Genomic DNA, 15273 nt, shown 5'->3' with positions numbered 1-15273 from the left:
ATGCCAAACGACTGTATTACGTATCAAAATTCGGGATATTTTTCAAGATTAATTGTAGATTATTTAGACCAAAAGGCTGAATTAAAGTCGTTATACAATCGGTTTCCAACATTAGAAAACTTTAAACTTCAAATTGAAGAAAAAAGCAAAAATTTTCCATTTGAGAACAGAGAAATTTTAGCTAAAGCATTACTAAATCAATATCAAAAGTTCGAAATTTCTGAAGCTACTTCTACTAATATTGAACTTTTAAAGAAGTCAAACACTTATACAATAACTACAGGCCATCAGTTAAATTTATTTACTGGTCCTTTATACTTTCTCTATAAAATTATTTCGGTTATTAATTTAACTAAAGAATTAAAGAATAATTATCCAGAAAACAATTTTGTTCCTATTTATTGGATGGCGACCGAAGATCACGATTTTGATGAAATCAATTACTTCAATTTCAAAGGCAATAAAATTCAATGGAAAAAAGAGAGCAATGGACCTGTTGGTAGATTGAACAACTCTGGACTAGAAGAAGTATTTGAGAAATTTTCAAACGAATTAGGCTTAGGAAATAATGCGAATTGCGTTCGTGAACTTTTTAAAAAAACGTATTTAGAACATGATAATTTAGCCGATGCAACTCGCTATTTAGCAAATGAATTATTTAAAAATGAAGGCTTAGTTATCCTTGATGGAGACGATTCAGAACTAAAAAAACTATTTATTCCTTTCGCTAAAAACGAATTAATACATCAAACTTCATTTAAAAAAGTAAATGAAACGCTTCCGTTATTAAAAGAATATAATGTTCAGGTAAATCCGAGAGAAATTAATCTATTCTATATTCAGGATAATTTAAGAGAACGCATCGTTTTTGAAAACGGAAATTTCAAAATCAATAATACTTTATTATCTTTTTCCGAAAGTGAAATACTAACCGAACTAGAAAAAAATCCAGAAAATTTTAGTCCGAATGTCATTTTACGCCCGTTATACCAAGAGATTATTTTACCAAACCTTTGTTACATTGGTGGCGGAGGTGAATTGGCTTACTGGTTAGAGCTAAAATCAAATTTTGAAGCAAACACTATTACCTTTCCAATTTTGTTACTCAGAAACTCTGTATTAGTTGCTACAAAAAAACAGGTTGAAAAAATGGAAAGATTGAATCTTAATTGGGCAGATGTGTTCCAAAACCAACAAGTATTAATCAACGAGAAAACCAAAGCAATATCAGAATTTACAATTGATTTCAGCGAACAAAAAGAATTTCTAAAAAATCAATTTAAAGCTTTACATGAAATTGCAAATAAAACCGATAAGTCATTTTTAGGCGCTGTGAATGCACAAGAAGTAAAACAATTAAAAGGACTTGATACTTTAGAAAAGAAACTTCTGAAAGCAGAAAAAAGAATTCATAAAGAAAGACTAGACCGAATTATTCAACTTCAAAACGAATTATTTCCAAATCAAACTTTACAAGAAAGAAAATCAAATTTCGCTGATTTTTACGACGAAGCAAATAATTTTGAGGCTTTTTTCTCACTTTTAAACCCTCATTTACAACCTTTAAAGCAAAACTTCAGCATTGTTATTATTTAAAAATATCGACTAAAAACACTTTTATTCGATAAAAAACAATATATTTAATTTTTTAACATTAAATTGAGATAAAAAATCATTTTTATAACAATTTACCTTATTAATGTTAAATTATTGCTATATTTGCACACCTAAATTAGTAACCCTACTTATGAAAAAAATTACATTTTATTCTACATTATTAATTACCCTTTTAACATTATTTGCATTTAAAAATAGTCTTATAGACACCGATTTAATCAAAATTCAAGGTGGAACTTTTAAAATGGGTTCAAAAGATTCTGATGGATTAGCTGATGTTGATGAACAAAAAGAACATACCGTTAATCTTAATACATTTGAAATTAGCAAATTTGAAGTTACCGTTTGGGAATGGAAACAATTCATCAAAGCGAATAAAATGAAAATGCCAGTTAAACCAACTTGGGGATGGCAAGATAATTACCCTATTAATGGAGTAACTTGGAACGAAGCGATTGCTTACTGTAATTGGTTAAGCAAAAAAGAAAACCTTCAACCCGTTTATTCTAAAAAAGGACCAAACTTTATTTGCAACTTCAAAGCAAATGGATATAGATTACCAACTGAGGCAGAATGGGAATTTGCTGCAAAAGGCGGTGCTTCATCAAAATCTTTTAAGTACAGTGGCAGTAATAATTTAGATGATGTTGCTTGGCACAAAGGAAATAGCAAAGGAAGTCCTCATACTATTGGAACAAAATTACCTAATGAATTAGGCTTACACGATATGAGTGGAAACGTATGGGAATGGTGTTGGGACTGGTACAATAAAGATTTCTACAAACAAGAAAAAGGAGAAAACCCTAGAGGACCAGAAATGGGAGAAAGAAGAACCGTAAGAGGTGGTTCTTGGGATAGCCAACCAAATTATGTAAGACCTGCTAACCGAATTTCTACAGAACCAAATAAAACACATGAATTTTATGGTTTTAGAGTAGCTAGAACAATTACAAAATAATAAAAAACAATATTGCAAAACCTAATTAAAATGGTACCTTTGCAAAAAATTTAAAAAATGGCAACAAACAGAACTTTTACAATGATTAAACCAGATGCTGTAGAAAACGGACATATTGGTGGAATCTTAAACATGATTACAGAAGGTGGTTTCAAAATTGTTTCTTTGAAATTAACTCAATTAACTATTGCTGATGCACAAGCTTTTTATGCTGTTCATGCTGCAAGACCATTTTTTGGTGAATTAGTTGAATTTATGACAAGAGGTCCAATTGTAGCTGCTATCTTAGAAAAAGATAACGCAGTTGAGGATTTCAGAACTTTAATTGGAGCTACAAATCCTGCTGATGCAGCTGAAGGAACTATCCGTAAAAAATACGCTACTTCTATTGGTGAAAATGCAGTTCACGGATCTGATTCTGATGAAAATGCAGCTATTGAAGGTGCTTTCCATTTTTCAGGAAGAGAGCAATTCTAATTCTAGAATTAATTATATAAAAAATCCCGATTCAATGAATCGGGATTTTTTTTATCGTAAAACCAAATTAGTTACTAATTCTTTCCTAAGTTCTTCATTTATCATTCTTATGATTTTATCTTTTCCGTAACTTAATTCCTCTCGCAAAACAGCAGAAGACAAAGCTACATAAAGGGTAGAACCTTTTAATTGAATTTCCGTTGTATAATTATTCACGCCATTTCCCATTAAATTTTTCCAAGCATCACGAACATTAACCACATCCATACCAGCTTCCAACTTATTTTGAGAAATAAATTGTTTCAACACATCTCCTATCGGACTTTCTTCATTGAATCGCTTTGCCATAACTTACTTTACAGAAAATTTCACCGGTCTTTTATAATGATATTCTAAATCTTGCTCGTTTTTAACTACTAATTTATCTTTTGTCAACTCTATAATTTCTTCTTTCCAACTAGCATAAGTGGTTTTATACTGAATTGTAGCATCACCATCTTTAACAGCAATAACAATATCTTCCTGGATATCATTAGTTAAATAGGTCCCGTCTAATTGAGGCATTACTTTTTTTCTAATACCTTTATTGCCATCTATTTTAAAAAAATCGATAGTTTCATTTACTTTATATTCTTTCTTATCACCATCTGGAAGTTCTACTTTTTCAATTTCCCAATAGCCATTTAAATTCGAAATATCAGCATCCGTAATCTTCTGTTTACACGAAAGAACTGAGCCTAAAACAATTAAAAAAAGAATTTTCTTCATACTATATTTACCAAATTAGACTATAAAATTACAATTAAAAATCATTCGAATTAAACTATTCTGTATTTTTATTGTCTAACTTGTATAAGTTCTAAAATTAATTTAGCTATGAAAAAAATATCACTACTTTTTATCCTTATTACTTCATTATGGAGTTGTAATTCAGATGATGGAAATTCATCAAACGAAGAAGCTATGTATTTTCCTCCTATTGGTTCTTCTACATGGGAAACCAAAACAATAGCATCACTTGGATGGAATGAAACTCAAGTACAACCTTTATTAGATTATTTAGAGTTAAAAAACACTAAAGGTTTTATTATTCTTCATAATGGAAAAATTGTAATGGAAAACTATTTTAATGGTCACAGTGCTACTGACACCTGGTACTGGGCAAGTGCAGGAAAAACATTAACCGCAACTGTTACTGGTATAGCTGAACAAGAAGGATATTTAAACATCAATAATAAAGTTTCGGATTATCTTGGAACAGGCTGGACAAGTGCTCCGATTGCTAAAGAAAATCTAATTACCAACAAACATCTTTTAACGATGTCATCGGGTTTAAATGATGCCTTAGGAGATGATGTTTCTCCTGCTAATTTACAATACGTAGCTGATGCTGGAACACGTTGGGCATATCATAACGTATATGTCAAATTACAAGATGTAGTCGCTGCATCTACTGGACAAACTTGGACAAACTATTTCAATACTAAATTAAGAGATAGAATAGGAATGACGGGATTTTGGTTTCAAAGCGGTGAAAATAGAGTTTACAGAAGCAACACAAGAAGTATGGCAAGATTTGGGTTATTAGCTTTGAATTTAGGAAATTGGAATGGCAATCAAATTATTGACAATTCTTACTTCAGAAATTCAACTTCGACATCTCAAAATTTAAATTTGGCTTATGGATATATGTGGTGGTTAAATGGGAAAAGTAGTTATCGATTACCCCAAACTCAATTTCAATTTAATGGAACTTTAATACCTAACGCCCCGAATGACATGTATTGTGCTCTAGGTAAAGATGATCAAAAAATATATGTTGTGCCAAGTAAAAAATTAGTTATTATTCGAATGGGGGATGCTGCCGATGGGACAAATTTTGCACTTTCTGACTTTGACAACGAACTTTGGCAAAAAATAAATGCTGTTATTAATTAACAGCATATATTTTTTATTTTTTTGCTTTCTTCTTACCGCTTGTAAACTTAATCAGTAAGTACATAAATATGGCAAAAGAAGCCAATCTTAATGTTAGAAATATAAAATCATAATCACTAAATGGAATGGCAATTAAAGCCATTATAACAGCCACTAAAAATAACTGAACTGTTCTATATTTTAAAAGTTCTTTCACAGTTTAAATCTTATTTAAAAAACGAATCCACAAATTCATATTTATTAAACACTTGTAAATCTTCGATTCCTTCTCCTACTCCGATGTATTTTACTGGTATTTGAAATTGATCAGAAATTCCAATTACTACTCCACCCTTTGCAGTTCCATCTAATTTTGTAACGGCTAAACAAGAAACTTCTGTAGCTGCTGTAAATTGCTTTGCTTGCTCAAAAGCATTTTGACCTGTAGAACCATCTAAAACCAAAAGTACATCATTTGGTGTATTTTCCACCACTTTTTGCATTACTTTTTTTACTTTAGAAAGTTCATTCATTAAACCTACTTTATTATGTAAACGACCTGCAGTATCGATAATTACAACATCAGCATTTTGAGCTACTGCACTCTGTAATGTATCAAAAGCTACCGATGCAGGATCACTTCCCATTTGTTGTTTTACGATTGGCACACCTACTCTATCTGCCCAAATTTGCAATTGATCAATAGCAGCTGCTCTAAACGTATCCGCAGCTCCTAAAACCACGTTATAACCTGCTTTCTTAAACTGGTAAGCTAATTTACCGATAGTGGTTGTTTTACCTACACCATTAACACCAACCACCATAATTACATATGGTTTTGTGTTAGCTGGTATTTCAAACTGAGTAGCTTCACCTGAATTAGTTTCCGATAATAAACCAGCAATTTCTTCACGAAGAATGCTATTTAATTCGTCAGTTCCTAAATATTTATCTTTTGAAACACGCTCTTCTATACGTTCAATAATCTTTAATGTAGTATTGACACCAACATCTGAAGAAACTAAAATTTCTTCTAAATTATCCAATACTTCGGCATCCACTTTCGATTTTCCAGCAACAGCTTTAGTAAGCTTAGAAAAAAACGATGTTTTCGATTTCTCTAAACCTTTATCTAAAGTTTGCTTCTCTTGCTCGTTTAATACGGGCTCTTTCTTTTCCGAAGAGAATATTTTTTTAAAAAAACTCATACTAAATAGGGTTTAAGCTTTTACTGATTTTGTATTTACTGCAAAATCAATTATCTGACAAATGTAAAAATAAAAAAGCTACTTTCAAACGAAAGTAGCTTATCTATATAATTGTTTTATGAATTATTTCTTTTTCAAGAATTCATCAACTAATTCAGGAGCCATCACAGATTCAACGAATGTGTAAGCGCCAGTTTTTGGAGATTTAACCATTTTAATAGCTTTGGTTAATCTTTTAGAAGCTGTTTGTAAAGTTGCTACGGTTTTCTTTGCCATGACTTATCTTATTTAATTTCTTTATGTACAGTTACTCTTTTCAAGATTGGATTAAATTTTTTAATCTCTAATCTATCTGGAGTGTTTTTTTTGTTTTTCGTAGTAATGTAACGAGACGTTCCTGGAACTCCAGAAGTTTTGTGCTCAGTACATTCTAAAATAACTTGGATTCTATTACCTTTCTTTGCCATTTTGATATATATTATTGCGGATTATACAGATTTTACAAATCCGTTTGCTTTTGCATTTTTCAATACAGCAGCAATTCCATTTTTATTAATAGTTTTTAATGCAGCAGTTGAAATTTTCAACGTTACCCATCTATCTTCTTCAGGAATGTAAAAACGTTTTTTTACTAAGTTAACAGAGAATTTTCTCTTCGTTTTGTTCATAGCGTGAGAAACATTGTTCCCTACCATTGCTCTTTTACCTGTAAGTTCACAAACTCTTGACATTATTATTCAGCTTTATTTCGTTATCTAAAATCAGGGTGCAAAGAAACAAAATCGATTTCATATACACAACTATCTTTTATTATTTTTTTAAAATTTCTTTATAAATTAATTCTAATGCTTTACTAACCGCCCTATCAATAACCTTTTCGCGAGGTTGACCAAAATTAAATTCTTCAACAAAAACCTCATTTGGTGTAGCAACCGCAATGAAAACCGTTCCTAATTCTGCAGATTCATCACCTTTCGTTGGACCAGCATTTCCTGTGGTAGCAATTGCAAAATCAGAATTCATTATTTTTTGCGCTGATTTTGCCATTTCAGTAGCAACTTCTGCACTTACAACTCCATATTTTGCAATAACCTCATTAGCAATCCCTAGCACATTTATTTTAGTCTGAGTGGCATAACTTACAACACTTCCCTTAAAATAATTTGATGCTCCAAAAACTGAAGACAAAGTTGCAGCAATTTTCCCACCCGTACAACTTTCCGCTGTTGAAATTGTTACCTTTTTTTCAGTTAACAACCTTCCTAAAACTACTTCAATAGGTTCGTCTTCGTTGTACCCTACAATTATATCATGAATTAACAAATCGAGCTTTTCAACTTGGAGTTTTATTTCACTTTTCAACAGTTCTTCATTCGTTCCTCTAGCGGTTAATCGCAACCGAACTTTTCCAGGACTTGGCAAATAAGCAAGTTTTATAAAATCGGGTAAATTATCTTCCCATTCTTCAATTTGTTCGGCAATCATACTTTCGCCACGACCGTAAGTCATAATCGTTTGATGAACAATATAAGGACGCTCAAATTTTTGTACTAAATTTGGAATTACCTCGTTATCAACCAAATACTTCATTTCATATGGAACTCCAGGCAAAGAAATAAATACGGTTTTCTCTTTTTCCATCCACATTCCTGGCGCTGTTCCTGCTTGATTGAAAAGCACTTTTGCTTTAGTTGGAACCAAGGCTTGCTCTCTATTAATTTGTGTAATTGGTCGCTTATAAATCCCTTCAATAATAGATTTTACATGCAACAAAACGGCTTCATTTTCCACTAAAGTATCTTCAAAATAATCGCAAAAAGTTTTCTTAGTAATATCGTCTTTTGTTGGACCTAATCCACCAGTTACGATAACTACGTTTACTTTATTTTGAAGCGAATTAAAAGTGTCTAAAATATGTTGTTTATCATCTGAAATCGACAACATTTCATGCGTTGCAATTCCGATTTTATCAAGAGCTTTGGCAATATAAGAAGAATTCGTATCGACAATTTGGCCAATAAGAATTTCATCGCCAATGGTTACTATAGCAGCTTTCATTTTGAATATTTAATAGATTGGGGAATTTAAAAAAACAGAATGTTACAACTTGAAATCTTTTTTTATTTCTTTTACTGCTAAATCAATTCTGCTTTTTAACGATTTGAATACTTCTTTAATTTCTTTTCTTTTACCTTCGGCTTTTGCCCAAGTCATGATTTGAATATTCTCTTCATAAGCTAAATCCATTCCTAATAAATCTAAAGTCGGTTTTATTTTATGGCAAGAAGCATAAGTTCTAGTGTAGTCTTTTTCTTCGATAGCTACTTTGATGGATTTTATTTCAGCCGGAACCTCTTCAAAAAATAAGGTTACGATTTGCAATGCAAATTCAATATCGTTTTCAGAAATTTCATAAACCTTCGCTAAATTGTATTGTAATGCCATAACTATCTGATTTGAATTTTAAACATCGATTTTCCTTCTATAAAACCTTCCAAAACATCACCTTCGGTAACTTTTGCAACACCTTTTGGAGTACCTGTAAAAATAATATCTCCAATTTTTAACGTAAAATATTGCGAAACATAAGCTATTAACTCATCTATTTTCCACAACATCAAACTAGTATTACCCTCCTGAACGGTGGTTCCATTTGATTTTAACTCAAAGTTAATATTTTCTAACGAAGTATAATTTTTTTTCGATGTAAAGCTTCCAATTACCGCTGAATGGTCAAATGCCTTTGCTTTTTCCCAAGGCAACCCCTTCTCTTTCAGTCTACTTTGCACATCTCGAGCGGTAAAATCTATTCCTAAACCAATTTCTTCATAATATTTATGAGCAAATTTAGCGTCGATATGCTTCCCAACTTTACAAATCTTAACCAAAATTTCTACTTCATGATGAATATCATTACTGAAAGCCGGAATCACAAATGGATTCTTATTTGGCAAAATTGCAGAATCAGGTTTCATAAAGATTACCGGTTCTGTTGGTCTTTCATTATTCAACTCCGAAATATGGTCGGCGTAATTTCGACCTATGCAGATTATTTTCATTTTTTTTAGGTTAAGGGTAAATGGTTAAGGGCAATGGGTAGAACCTTTTAACTTTTACCCATTACCTTTCACCTTATTTAGTATTTAACTTTCTTAATTTAATTCCTGTCAGTACTTTTTTCGTATAAAGTGGAAAATCAGCGTTTTGAATCCATCCAAAATAACCTGGTTCTTTATCAAAAACATCATCTACCAAAGCACCTTTATGTTTTCCAAAGGTAAAAATTTCTTTTCCTTCGTTATTCAAAGCAATGAATCCAGCAAAATCAACTGATTTTTTACGCGTTGTAAATTCAGATAACGATTTCATATCATTTTCTAAATTCTCATATCGATCCAATTGTGATTTTAAGATTTCATAGGTTGCCATCGTATCAGCTTCAGCACTGTGCGCGTTTTCTAAAGTTTGTCCGCAATAGAATTTGTATGCTGCACTCAAAGTACGTTCTTCCATTTTGTGGAAAATCGTTTGTACATCAACAGAAACTCGGTTTTTCATATCAAAATCAACTTCGGCACGCAATAATTCTTCTGCCAAAAGCGGAATATCAAATCTATCGGAATTAAATCCAGCCAAATCAGAATCTTTAATCATGTTATGAACTTGCGTTGCTAACTCTTTAAATGTGGGTTCATTAGCTACTTTTTCATCGGTAATTCCGTGCACCGCAGTGGTTTGTGGCGGAATTGGAATCGTAGGATTTACCAACCAAGTTTTACTTTCCTTATTTCCGTTTGGGTATACTTTAAATATTGAGATTTCTACAATTCGGTCTCTAGCAACATCAATTCCAGTGGTTTCAAGGTCGAAAAAGCAGATTGGGCGTGTTAATTTTAATTCCATAGCGATTTTATATAAGACAAAGATAGAAAAACCCGACAGCTTTTAAAAACTATCGGGTTTACTTATAAATTTATTTTCAGTTTAGAAATCTCTGTTTACATCAAAAGCTTCTAAATAATCTGCAACACGTTTTACAAAACTTCCTCCTAACGCTCCATCAACAACTCTGTGATCATAAGAGTGTGATAAGAACATTTTTTGACGGATTCCAATGAAATCACCTTCTGGAGTTTCAATAACAGCTGGTACTTTTCTAATCGCTCCTAAAGCTAAAATACCTACTTGTGGTTGGTTGATAATTGGCGTTCCAAAAACAGAACCAAAAGTTCCCACATTCGTAACTGTATAAGTTCCACCTTGCGTATCGTCTGGTTTTAATTTCCCTGCCTTTGCACGGTTTCCTAAATCGTTAACCGCTTTCGCCATTCCAACTAAGTTTAATTGATCAGCATTTTTAATTACAGGAACAATTAAGTTTCCGTTTGGTAAAGCTGCCGCCATTCCTAAGTTGATATTTTTACGTTTGATGATATAATCTCCATCAACTGAAATATTCATTCCTGGGAAATCTTTCAAAGCTTTTGCCACCGCTTCCATCATAATTGGAGTAAAAGTTAGTTTCTCACCTTCTCTCTTTTCAAAAGCAGCTTTCACTTTATCTCTCCATTTTACGATGTTCGTAACATCTACTTCAATGAACGATTGTACGTGAGCCGAAGTTTGTACCGAAGCTACCATGTAACCCGAAATCAACTTACGCATTCTGTCCATCTCTACAATCTCGTCACCACCATTTACAGAAACCGGAACGGCTTGTGCTACTGGAGCTGGAGTTGCTTTTGGAGCCGCCACTGGAGTTGCAACAACTGCAGGCTGACTTCCTCTATTTTTGATATAATTTAATAAATCTTCTTTGTTTACACGGCCATCTTTACCAGAACCAGCAATTGCTTCTAATTCTGCTAATGAAATTCCTTCTTCTTTTGCGATGTTTTTCACTAAAGGCGAAAAGAACTTATCAGATGCTGAAAAATCAGCTGAAGCAACAGTTTCTTTTGCTACTTCTACTGCTTTTGCTACTTCTGCAACTGCAACTGGAGCGTCTGCTTTAACTTCTGGAGTTGCTGCAACGGCACCACCTTCCGTTTCGATAATAGCGATTGTTTGTCCCACTTGAACTACATCATCGGTATTAAATAAAATTTCAACAAGTGTTCCTGCAACTTCTGAAGGCACCTCACTGTCTACTTTATCAGTAGCAATTTCAAGTACTGCTTCATCCATTTCAATTTTATCACCAACTTTTTTTAACCAGTTAGTAACTGTTGCCTCTGCAACACTTTCACCCATTTTAGGTAATTTCAATTCAAACTTTGCCATATCTTTAAACTAAAGTTGTGTTTTTGTATTTGGTTTGCAAAAATACTAATTTTTCGTTCGTTTTTTAAACAATTCAATAATTTTTTACAATAAAATTATTTGTCCTCTATCGTTAGAATTATTGCTTCCTATTAAGTAATTCGAACTCGAAATATAATTCTTGAAACTTAGATTTTTACTCTTATTTAACTGCATAAAAGTAATAATTTCAGCAAAACTAAAAGTAGTAGTGTCGAAAATTATTTCAATGTTTTTATGCGATTGGTTCTCAAATTGATTAAAATCAGACAAATAAGTTGCTTTTTTTGATAGGTTCAATTCTAAATTTTCTCTTGAAAAAACGACATATTCATCAATAATCCGAACTTCATTCTTTTGTTGATTCTTCTTCAAAAGACTAAAAACAAAACTTCCTACTTGCATCATAACATCAAAAAACCATGATTTCTTGAAGTGTTTTTTATAGAAAAATTGCATCGCTTCACGGAAACGTTTCATATAGGTTCCATCTCGTACTGTACTTTCACCTTTGTAATGAATCACCGAAGTTTCATGAAAGTAATAATTCGATTTACCTGTTTTCAACACCAAATAACTCAAATCTATATCATCCGAATACATAAAGCAATTTTCATCAAACCCACCAACTTCGAGATACAATTCGCGTTTCATTACCATAAAAGCGCCAACTAAAATATCGACTTTCCCTGATTCGTTTTCAGATAAATGTTGGGCATAATATTTTCCGAAATAATCCGAAATTTTATACAATCCGAAGATTTTCGTAAAAGCGACCCTAGGGGTTGGAACTCCACGTTTGCTTTCGGGAAGGAAATTTCCAGCACCGTCGATTAATTTACAACCGATTATTCCCAGTTGGGAGATACGAGTTACGAGTTGGGAGTTTAAAATTTTAAAAAAAGTATCTTCCGCAACAACGGTATCAGGATTCAAAATACAAATGTATTCGCCTTTGGCTTGAGCAACTCCGATGTTATTTCCTTTTGGAAAACCTAAATTAGCTGCGTTTTCAATGAGTTTGATGTGCGGGAATTTGGTTTTCATCATCTCACAACTAGCATCAGAAGAAGCATTATCAATAACAATAATTTCACTATCAATGCCTTCCAATGCTTTTTGAACACTGAAAACACATTGCTCTAAAAAGTAGCGGACGTTGTAGTTGAGAATGATTACGGATAGTTGCATTGGGCAAATATAACAAGAATTTTATCCTAATAGTTTAGATATTTATCAAGTAAAATTGGATTTTTCTTATTGTTCCAAAATAGAATTAAATCAACTCTTAATTCAATTTCTGAAATTTTAAAGTAAATGGTCGTTTGTTTTGAAATCACAAAAGAATACACTTGATTTTCAGATTCACTTTTCCCAATTTTTGGATTTTCAGAAATTGATTGAAGAGAATTTTGAACTAAAAGTCCAAATTTATCAACTTCTTTTTGATTCCATTTTTCAAAAATAAAATCCATTTCTTCAGAAAAAGTAATTTCTGCTAATTTTGACCAATGAATCGAATACATTATTCATTTGAAATTGTATTTTTTCTTCATTTCTGACATAACTTGGTCATGAGGTTTTGTTTGTCCCAATTCAATTTGTTTGAGTCCAATTTCAAGCATTTGAACTAAAACAGGATGTAATTCCTCAGAAGTCAACTCATTTTTTGGAGTTACTTCGTAAGCTTCTGCTGGTTCTTCTATTTTATTTTTCTTTTTAGAAGTCATAAAAATGCATTTTTACAAAGTTACAAATTATTATAGATTCATTATATATGTTACAAATATTTTAAATCTGAATTTAAAATTAATCCTTCTTTTTTTATTGAACAAAAACTTAATATCTTCGAAAACTTAAAACCCATTTCATGAAAAATATAATTACCTTAATTTTATTTTTAACATCATTTTCTATTTTCTCGCAAGAGGATATAAAAGCTAATTACGACAAAAAAGAAGTTTATATTTCAATGAGAGATGGTACAAAACTTTTTACTGCCATTTATACTCCTAAAGACATTTCTTCTAGCAAAAAGTATCCTATTTTGATGCAAAGAACTTGTTATAGTGTTGCCCCTTATGGTGAGGATAATTATAAAAAATCATTAGGACCAAATGTGTTTTTACAAAAAGATAAATACATTTTTGTTTACCAAGATGTGAGAGGAAGATATATGAGTGAAGGAACTTTTACAAATATGACACCTCAAGTTATTCAAAAAAGCAAGAAAGATACTGATGAAAGTACTGATACTTACGACACGATTGATTGGTTGATCAAAAACATTAAAAACAATAATGGAAAAGTCGGACAGTATGGAACTTCATATCCCGGATTTTATACTGCGGTAGGAACTTTAGCCAATCATTCTGCATTAGTAGCATCATCTCCGCAAGCACCAATTTCCGATTTCTTTTTTGATGATTTTCATCATAATGGTGCTTTTTTAATGGGATATTTCAAAACTTTCCCTGTTTTTGGAGTTCAAAAAACTAAACCTGAAAATAAAGCTTGGTATTCTGACCAATCCATCAAAACAACTTCAAGAGATGGTTCTATTTTTTATAAAGAAATTGGAACTTTAAAAGAAGCGGTTGATAAATATTACAAAGACAATTTTTTTATGCAAGAAATTGTAAATCATCCTAATTACGATGACTTCTGGAAATCTAGAAATTTGTTACCCCATTTAAAAGGAATCGATCACGCAGTTATGACTGTTGGTGGATGGTACGATGCAGAAGACTTAGCTGGACCATTGAACATTTATAAAACAATTGAAAAAAATAATCCTAAAGCAAAAAACACAATTGTAATGGGACCTTTCTCTCACGGCGGATGGTCGAGAGAAGCTGGAAAACACTATCACAACGATGTTTATTTTGGAGATAGTATCGCTACATTCTATCAAAAAAACATCGAACATAAATTCTTCAATCACTATTTGAAAGAAAAATCAAAAGAAGCTGCACAACTTCCCGAAGCTTACATGTTTGATACAGGAAGAAAAGAATGGAAAACATTTGAAAATTGGCCTCCAAAAGAAAGCACAAAACTGAATTTTTATCTAAGTTCAAATGGAAAATTAGAAACCAAAAAAAGCGTAAATACTAATTTCAGTGAATACTACAGCGATCCAAACAATCCTGTTCCAAGTAGTGTCAATTATGCTGAATATAACGGTTTCACACCCAGAAATTACATGAGCGAAGACCAAAGATTTGCCTTGAGCCGACCTGATGTAGTTACTTTTACAACAGATTATTTAACGGAAGATATTACATTAGCTGGAGAAATTATGGCTAAGTTAAAAATTGCTTCAACTGCAACAGATGGAGATTTTATCGTAAAATTAATCGATATTTATCCAGCTGACGAACCTCAAAATAAAGACAAACCAAATGTACTTTATGCCAACTATCACCAAATGGTGCGAAGCGAGGTAATGCCAGCACGTTTTAGAAATAGTTTCGAAAAACCAGAACCTTTAACTCCAAACGCAACTACGGAAGTTAATTTTAGATTACAAGATGTTTTACATACTTTCAAAAAAGGACATAAAATTCAAATTCAAGTACAAAGCACTTGGTATCCATTAATTGCTGTTAATCCTCAGAAGTTTTTAGAAAACCCTTACTTGTCAGAAAAACAAGATTACACTAAGGCTTTTATTAAAATCTTTGAAGAAAGTCATTTAGAAGTAGAAATTTTAAAATAACAAAACCAAAGCTGTCAGAAATGATGGCTTTTTTATTTAATTCCAAAAGATTGTTTCATCTGTTACAATAAACT

At 31.9% G+C, this 15273-nt stretch carries 19 protein-coding genes; 5 read left to right on the top strand and 14 right to left on the bottom strand.

What is annotated here, in order from left to right:
- From bshC to AAEO58_RS05335, 3 genes are all read left to right on the top strand, one after another.
- Positions 1-1596: a bacillithiol biosynthesis cysteine-adding enzyme BshC gene (bshC, locus tag AAEO58_RS05345; protein ID WP_341682537.1), complete on the top strand. Its 1596-nt coding sequence runs from the start codon at positions 1-3 to the stop codon at positions 1594-1596.
- Positions 1597-1747: 151 nt separating this feature from the next.
- Positions 1748-2575 carry a formylglycine-generating enzyme family protein gene (locus AAEO58_RS05340; protein ID WP_341682536.1) on the top strand — a complete coding sequence of 276 codons (828 nt, stop codon included), beginning with the start codon at positions 1748-1750 and terminating at the stop codon, positions 2573-2575.
- Between the two features lie 57 nt (positions 2576-2632).
- Complete coding sequence (locus AAEO58_RS05335; protein ID WP_133607821.1) at positions 2633-3052, top strand: nucleoside-diphosphate kinase; 420 nt, start codon at positions 2633-2635, stop codon at positions 3050-3052.
- 51 nt (positions 3053-3103) lie between these two features.
- Here AAEO58_RS05335 and AAEO58_RS05330 read toward each other — a convergent pair whose 3' ends face one another.
- Together AAEO58_RS05330 and AAEO58_RS05325 are read right to left on the bottom strand one after the other, a co-directional pair.
- Positions 3104-3400: a DciA family protein gene (locus tag AAEO58_RS05330; RefSeq protein ID WP_341682535.1), complete on the bottom strand. Its 297-nt coding sequence runs from the start codon at positions 3398-3400 to the stop codon at positions 3104-3106.
- 3 nt (positions 3401-3403) lie between these two features.
- Positions 3404-3820, bottom strand: a complete 417-nt coding sequence (locus tag AAEO58_RS05325; RefSeq protein ID WP_341682534.1) for a lipocalin-like domain-containing protein — start codon at positions 3818-3820, stop codon at positions 3404-3406.
- Between the two features lie 108 nt (positions 3821-3928).
- Between AAEO58_RS05325 and AAEO58_RS05320 the strand changes: the two genes are divergently transcribed.
- Complete coding sequence (locus tag AAEO58_RS05320) at positions 3929-4990, top strand: serine hydrolase domain-containing protein (RefSeq protein ID WP_341682533.1); 1062 nt, start codon at positions 3929-3931, stop codon at positions 4988-4990.
- Positions 4991-5196: 206 nt separating this feature from the next.
- Here the strand turns inward: AAEO58_RS05320 and ftsY are convergent, their stop codons facing one another.
- From ftsY to AAEO58_RS05260, 12 genes are all read right to left on the bottom strand, one after another.
- Positions 5197-6177 carry a signal recognition particle-docking protein FtsY gene (gene ftsY, locus AAEO58_RS05315; RefSeq protein WP_133607831.1) on the bottom strand — a complete coding sequence of 327 codons (981 nt, stop codon included), beginning with the start codon at positions 6175-6177 and terminating at the stop codon, positions 5197-5199.
- 123 nt (positions 6178-6300) lie between these two features.
- Entirely contained in the window at positions 6301-6453 is a 153-nt protein-coding gene (locus AAEO58_RS05310; protein WP_113988621.1) for a DUF4295 domain-containing protein, read from the bottom strand.
- Positions 6454-6461: 8 nt separating this feature from the next.
- Positions 6462-6644 (bottom strand): 50S ribosomal protein L33, encoded by a 183-nt coding sequence (gene rpmG, locus AAEO58_RS05305; RefSeq protein WP_008253902.1) that lies wholly within the window; start codon positions 6642-6644, stop codon positions 6462-6464.
- Between the two features lie 21 nt (positions 6645-6665).
- Positions 6666-6908 carry a 50S ribosomal protein L28 gene (rpmB, locus tag AAEO58_RS05300; protein ID WP_008253904.1) on the bottom strand — a complete coding sequence of 81 codons (243 nt, stop codon included), beginning with the start codon at positions 6906-6908 and terminating at the stop codon, positions 6666-6668.
- A gap of 79 nt (positions 6909-6987) precedes the next feature.
- Positions 6988-8235, bottom strand: a complete 1248-nt coding sequence (locus tag AAEO58_RS05295) for a CinA family nicotinamide mononucleotide deamidase-related protein (protein WP_341682532.1) — start codon at positions 8233-8235, stop codon at positions 6988-6990.
- A gap of 42 nt (positions 8236-8277) precedes the next feature.
- Positions 8278-8622, bottom strand: a complete 345-nt coding sequence (locus tag AAEO58_RS05290) for a histidine kinase (RefSeq protein WP_133607835.1) — start codon at positions 8620-8622, stop codon at positions 8278-8280.
- 2 nt (positions 8623-8624) lie between these two features.
- Positions 8625-9236 carry a fumarylacetoacetate hydrolase family protein gene (locus tag AAEO58_RS05285; protein ID WP_341682531.1) on the bottom strand — a complete coding sequence of 204 codons (612 nt, stop codon included), beginning with the start codon at positions 9234-9236 and terminating at the stop codon, positions 8625-8627.
- Between the two features lie 73 nt (positions 9237-9309).
- Positions 9310-10080 carry an exonuclease domain-containing protein gene (locus tag AAEO58_RS05280; RefSeq protein ID WP_341682530.1) on the bottom strand — a complete coding sequence of 257 codons (771 nt, stop codon included), beginning with the start codon at positions 10078-10080 and terminating at the stop codon, positions 9310-9312.
- A gap of 81 nt (positions 10081-10161) precedes the next feature.
- Entirely contained in the window at positions 10162-11460 is a 1299-nt protein-coding gene (locus AAEO58_RS05275; protein ID WP_341682529.1) for a dihydrolipoamide acetyltransferase family protein, read from the bottom strand.
- Between the two features lie 84 nt (positions 11461-11544).
- Complete coding sequence (locus tag AAEO58_RS05270; RefSeq protein WP_341682528.1) at positions 11545-12669, bottom strand: glycosyltransferase family 2 protein; 1125 nt, start codon at positions 12667-12669, stop codon at positions 11545-11547.
- Between the two features lie 26 nt (positions 12670-12695).
- On the bottom strand, positions 12696-13004 hold the full coding sequence (locus AAEO58_RS05265; protein WP_341682527.1) for a type II toxin-antitoxin system RelE/ParE family toxin: 309 nt from the start codon (positions 13002-13004) through the stop codon (positions 12696-12698).
- 3 nt (positions 13005-13007) lie between these two features.
- Positions 13008-13208 (bottom strand): hypothetical protein, encoded by a 201-nt coding sequence (locus AAEO58_RS05260; RefSeq protein WP_341682526.1) that lies wholly within the window; start codon positions 13206-13208, stop codon positions 13008-13010.
- 140 nt (positions 13209-13348) lie between these two features.
- On the opposite strand from AAEO58_RS05260, the gene AAEO58_RS05255 reads away from it, so the two are divergent.
- The gene (locus AAEO58_RS05255; RefSeq protein WP_341682525.1) at positions 13349-15199 is read left to right on the top strand and encodes a CocE/NonD family hydrolase; all 1851 of its coding nucleotides are present in this window, start codon (positions 13349-13351) and stop codon (positions 15197-15199) included.
- The last annotated feature ends 74 nt before the right edge of the window (positions 15200-15273 follow it).

Source organism: Flavobacterium helocola (genome assembly GCF_038289885.1).
Lineage (GTDB): Bacteria > Bacteroidota > Bacteroidia > Flavobacteriales > Flavobacteriaceae > Flavobacterium > Flavobacterium cheniae.
The sequence above is the reverse complement of the archived record's forward strand: the minus strand, read 5'-3'. Positions and strand labels throughout refer to the sequence as shown.